The 3,726-nt window shown below is 73.2% G+C and carries 3 protein-coding genes and 1 pseudogene; 3 read left to right on the top strand and 1 reads right to left on the bottom strand.

Features of this window, described 5'->3' with window-relative positions; all coding sequences use genetic code 11:
- Window positions 1-221: pseudogene (locus tag JNW98_RS36980) on the bottom strand (glycosyltransferase); the annotation flags it as partial.
- Window positions 222-256: 35 nt separating this feature from the next.
- Between JNW98_RS36980 and JNW98_RS33595 the strand changes: the two are divergent.
- The 3 genes from JNW98_RS33595 to JNW98_RS33605 all read left to right on the top strand — a co-directional run bounded on the left by JNW98_RS33595 (window position 257) and on the right by JNW98_RS33605 (window position 3,693).
- Complete coding sequence (locus JNW98_RS33595; RefSeq protein WP_223772082.1) at window positions 257-1,045, top strand: glutamate racemase; 789 nt, start codon at window positions 257-259, stop codon at window positions 1,043-1,045.
- Window positions 1,046-1,132: 87 nt separating this feature from the next.
- The gene (locus JNW98_RS33600; RefSeq protein ID WP_223772083.1) at window positions 1,133-1,690 is read left to right on the top strand and encodes a hypothetical protein; all 558 of its coding nucleotides are present in this window, start codon (window positions 1,133-1,135) and stop codon (window positions 1,688-1,690) included.
- A 566-nt stretch (window positions 1,691-2,256) separates the two neighbouring features.
- Window positions 2,257-3,693 carry an MFS transporter gene (locus JNW98_RS33605; RefSeq protein WP_223772084.1) on the top strand — a complete coding sequence of 479 codons (1,437 nt, stop codon included), beginning with the start codon at window positions 2,257-2,259 and terminating at the stop codon, window positions 3,691-3,693.
- Window positions 3,694-3,726 lie beyond the last annotated feature (33 nt).

Consider the following 3,726-nt stretch of genomic DNA (forward strand, 5'->3'; position numbering starts at 1 on the left):
AGGTGTGGCGGTGTGCGGTGTGGCAGGCGCACGTCCGTACGCCAGAAGAAGCCCTGGCCCAGCAGCAGCCACAGCCACGCGGCCAGGGAACCGACGGAGATCCATGTCAGCGCGTTCACCCGCCGCAGTCTGCCCGACGGGCCCGGCCGGGCGGCACACCGCCGGGGGCCGGGCGCGGGCGCGTCTGGACCGTTCGGGGCACCGCCATCCCGTCCGCCCATTAACCCGTGTGCCGCCCATCCATTAAAGTGACCGGGTGAAGATCGCGCTCATGGACTCCGGCAATGGCCTTCTGGCGGCGGCCGCCGCCGTGCACCGGCTGCGGCCCGACGCCGATCTGGTGCTCTCCTCCGACCCCGGCAGCATGCCCTGGGGTCCCCGCACCCCCGAGGACGTCACCGAACGCGCCCTGGGCTGCGCCCGCGCCGCCGCCGCGCACCGGCCGGACGCCCTGATCATCGCCTGCAACACGGCCTCGGTCCGCGCGCTGGCCGCGATCCGCGCCGAGCTGGAGCCGGGCATCCCGGTGATCGGCACCGTGCCCGCGATCAAGCCGGCCGCGGCGGGCGGCGGCCCGTTCGCCATCTGGGCCACCCCCTCCACCACCGGCAGCCCCTACCAGCGCGGCCTGATCCGCGACTTCGCGGCCGGCGTCGAGGTCACCGAGGTGGCCTGCCCCGGGCTCGCCGACGCGATCCAGTGGGCCGACGACGCGGCCGTCGACGCCGCCATCGCCTCGGCGGCGGCCCGCACCCCGCGCGACGTCCGCGCCGTCGTCCTCGGCTGCACCCACTACGAGCTGGTCGCCGAGCGCATCCGGGCCGCCGTCCAGGCGCCCGCCGGGCCGCCCCTGGTCCTGCACGGCTCGGCCGGGGCGGTGGCCGCCCAGGCGCTGCGCCGGATCGGCGCGGGCCCGGCGCCGGACGCCGAGCCGACGGGCCGCCTGACGGTGCTGAACGGGGGGCGCGAGGACGTCCTCGACGCGGCCTCGCTTAGCTACCCCGAGGGCCGCGCCCTGACGACGGTGGGAGCGGGACGCCCGTAAGGGGCCGCGCCAGGGTACGGCGGATCCGGCCGGCCGTACCCGCGGAGACCCCTGCCGCCGGGGCGGAACCTCGGTACGCTGCCTGGTATGAGGGACCAGCCGAAGGCCCCTGAGGGGCACGACGACAGCGAGCCCGCCGTCTGGACGGGCCGCGCCACCAACCGCGTGCAGTGGCTGCTCGCCGCCGTCGGCGCCGCCTGCATGGCGCTGGGCATCGACCTGGCCGTCGCGCACCCCTGGACCTCCGGCGTGATCCCGCTCGTGATGTCCGTCGTCGGCTGCGTCGCCGCCGGACTGCTGATGCTCTACGGCACGGTCGCGTTCGTGCACGTGGCGGTGCGGGTCGACAAGGAGACCCTGGAGATCCGCTGCGGCCACATCGGGCTGCCCCGGACCCGCATCCCCCTCGCCCAGGTGGTCGACGCCGTGTTCGCGCCCCGGGTCACCCCGCGCCAGTGGGGCGGCTGGGGATACCGCTGGCGGCCGGAGCAGGGGACGGGGGTCGTGGTGCGCCGGGGCGAGGGCTTCGTGGTCCGGCTCGGCGACGGCCGCTCGTTCACGGTCACCGTGGACGACGCGGAGGCCGCCGTGCGGGTGATCCGCGAGCGGCTCGGCCTCGCCGGCGGGCGCCCCGCTTCCGTCTGAGACACCCCTCCTCCGAGCCCCGCACGGCGCTCCGCGGATCTGAATGCCCCCGTCGTGTGACGTCCGCCGGGCCCCCGGGCCCGCCGCCGCCTGACGCACCGGCCGTCGGAGGCCAGTTCACAGTACGCGAGTTCCAGTGTTCGAAGGAAAAGGCGGAAATAAATTCGGCCACTCCTCGGCCGTGTCACTTGAAGTCCCCGGACTCCGCTCTATCCGGGATCCGTTCGCTTTGCTAACGTGTGGGGTGCGTATTCTTCCGAGCGCAGTCGGGAGTCGTTGAGGATGCACCGCAAAAGCATATGATCGTCCGCTCGATCCCACGTCAGTGAGTGCGGCTTTTCCCGTCGGGTGACAACCCGCTGGAAGGGCATTCTGACGAACCGGACGGCGGGGGTGCCGCGGCCTCTGGTCACTTCTGTTGGACCTCTGTTGATCAGGGCGAAGCACGAGGTCAGGACGGCAGCCGTCCCTATCGCTTTGCGCACTGTCAAACCCTCCGGGCCTCCATGCCCACCTCGGTTCAGGGAGATTCTCCTCCCCTGTTCGAGCTGAATGCAGGGACGCGCATGAAAGCTTTTCGGGTCACCCGCGAGTTTCCTCTCGCATTGCGACTGCTACTGATCAACCAGTTTGGTATCGACATCGGGTTCTATATCCTGGTGCCATTTCTCGCGGCATATCTGGGTCAGGAACTCGGAATGTCCGACGCGCTCGTCGGCCTCGTGCTCGGCGTGCGCAACCTCGGCCAGCAGGGCCTGTTCCTCCTCGGCGGCTCGGCCGCCGACCGGCTGGGCCCGCGCGCCGTCATCATCACCGGCTGCGCGCTGCGCACCCTGGGCTTCTCCCTCTTCGCCTTCGGCACCACGCTGCCGGTCGTCCTCGGCGCCTCACTGCTCAACGGACTGGCCGCCGGCCTCTTCTACCCGTCCGCCCGGGCCTATGTGGCCCTGGAGGCCGGCGACCGCAAGGCCGAGGCGTTCGCCCTGCTCAACGTCTACGCGACCATCGGCTCGCTGATCGGACTGCTCCTCGGCAGCGTGCTGATCCGCGCCGACTTCCGGCTCTGCGCCGTGGCCGCCGCCGGCGTCTACGCGCTGCTGACCGTCGCCCAGGCCATGGTCATCCCCGACCGGCCGGCCCCCGCCGCCGCCGACCGCAGCACCGTCCTCGGCGACTGGCTGGAGGTCTTCGGCAACCGCCGGTTCCTGCTCTTCTCCCTCGCCACCACCGGCATGTTCACCGTGGAGAACCAGCTCTGCCTGCTGCTCCCCGCCGGGGCGAAACAGGCGTCCGGCTGGGAGGGCGCGGCCGGGGTGCTGCTCGGGGCCGGAGCCGTCGTCAACCTCTTCCAGATGCCCATCACCCGCGCCCTGGAACGGCACGGCGGCGGCAGCCGGTGGGTCGGCGGCGGCCTCGTCGTGATGGGCCTCGGCTTCGTCCCGCCGCTGCTGATCTGCGCCGACGGGCCGCCCGACGGGGCGCGGGACGTCGTGCCGCGGATGCTGGTCATGCTCATCGGGTCGCTGCTGCTGTTCGTCGGCACCATGGTCGCCCACCCCGCCGTCCTGGAGATGATCCCCCGGTTCGGCCGCGAGACGCTCGCCGGCACCTACTTCGGGCTGTTCTACGTCTTCGCCGGGCTGACCGCCGCCGGCGGCAACGCCGTCGTCGGCTGGACCATGGACATCGGCAAGCAGTACGAGTGCCCATGGCTGCCCTGGACCGGCTGCGTCGCCTTCGGCCTCTCCTCCGCCCTGGCCGTCACCCTCCTCTACCGCACCCGGATGCTCCCGGACCGCCCCGGGACCTCGGCCATGGAGGGCACCGTCATCCCGTCCGGGCTGCCCGAGCGGAGCGGCGCGGTGGCCGCGGAGGCCGGCACCGGACCGGCCGGACCGACGGCGGAGGCCGTCGGACGCTGGGAGGTGGGGCTCTTCGGCCGGGCCCGGCTGCCCGGGCCGGGCCGGGCGGTGGACAAGGCGCGGGAGAAGCCGCCGCGCTGAGCGGCGCCGGGGGCGCCGCGTCGCCACCGCCGG

It is taken from the genome of Streptomyces huiliensis, from assembly GCF_020037025.1.
Lineage (GTDB): Bacteria > Actinomycetota > Actinomycetes > Streptomycetales > Streptomycetaceae > Streptomyces > Streptomyces huiliensis.